At 71.1% G+C, this 253-nt stretch carries 1 protein-coding gene; it reads left to right on the plus strand.

The window, feature by feature from the left end:
* The coding region (locus KVT32_RS30795) for a hypothetical protein (protein ID WP_217619506.1) at positions 1-193 on the plus strand (193 nt) is incomplete at its 5' end.
* Positions 194-253: the final 60 nt, after the last annotated feature.

Below are 253 nucleotides of genomic sequence, written 5' to 3' on the forward strand. Positions count from 1 at the left end.
CCTGCCCTTCATGCGCCTCGGCGCGCGGGGAGGCTTCGGCTTCGACTACAGGGCCGGAGGCGGCGGCAGCGGCGGCGTGCCGCTGTCGAAGGTGCCGCCGGACCTGCTGGCCGAGGCCTACGCCGACTACCATGCCGTGGCCGCGGCCACCCAGGGCTTCGATCCGGACTGGCAGCGCAAGATGCCCTGGTAGGAGCGGGATTCACTGCGAGACGACAGACACATGAGCATCGCCAACGACACCGGCGCCCAG

The organism is Achromobacter sp. GbtcB20 (assembly GCF_019091095.1).
GTDB lineage: Bacteria > Pseudomonadota > Gammaproteobacteria > Burkholderiales > Burkholderiaceae_B > Achromobacter > Achromobacter mucicolens.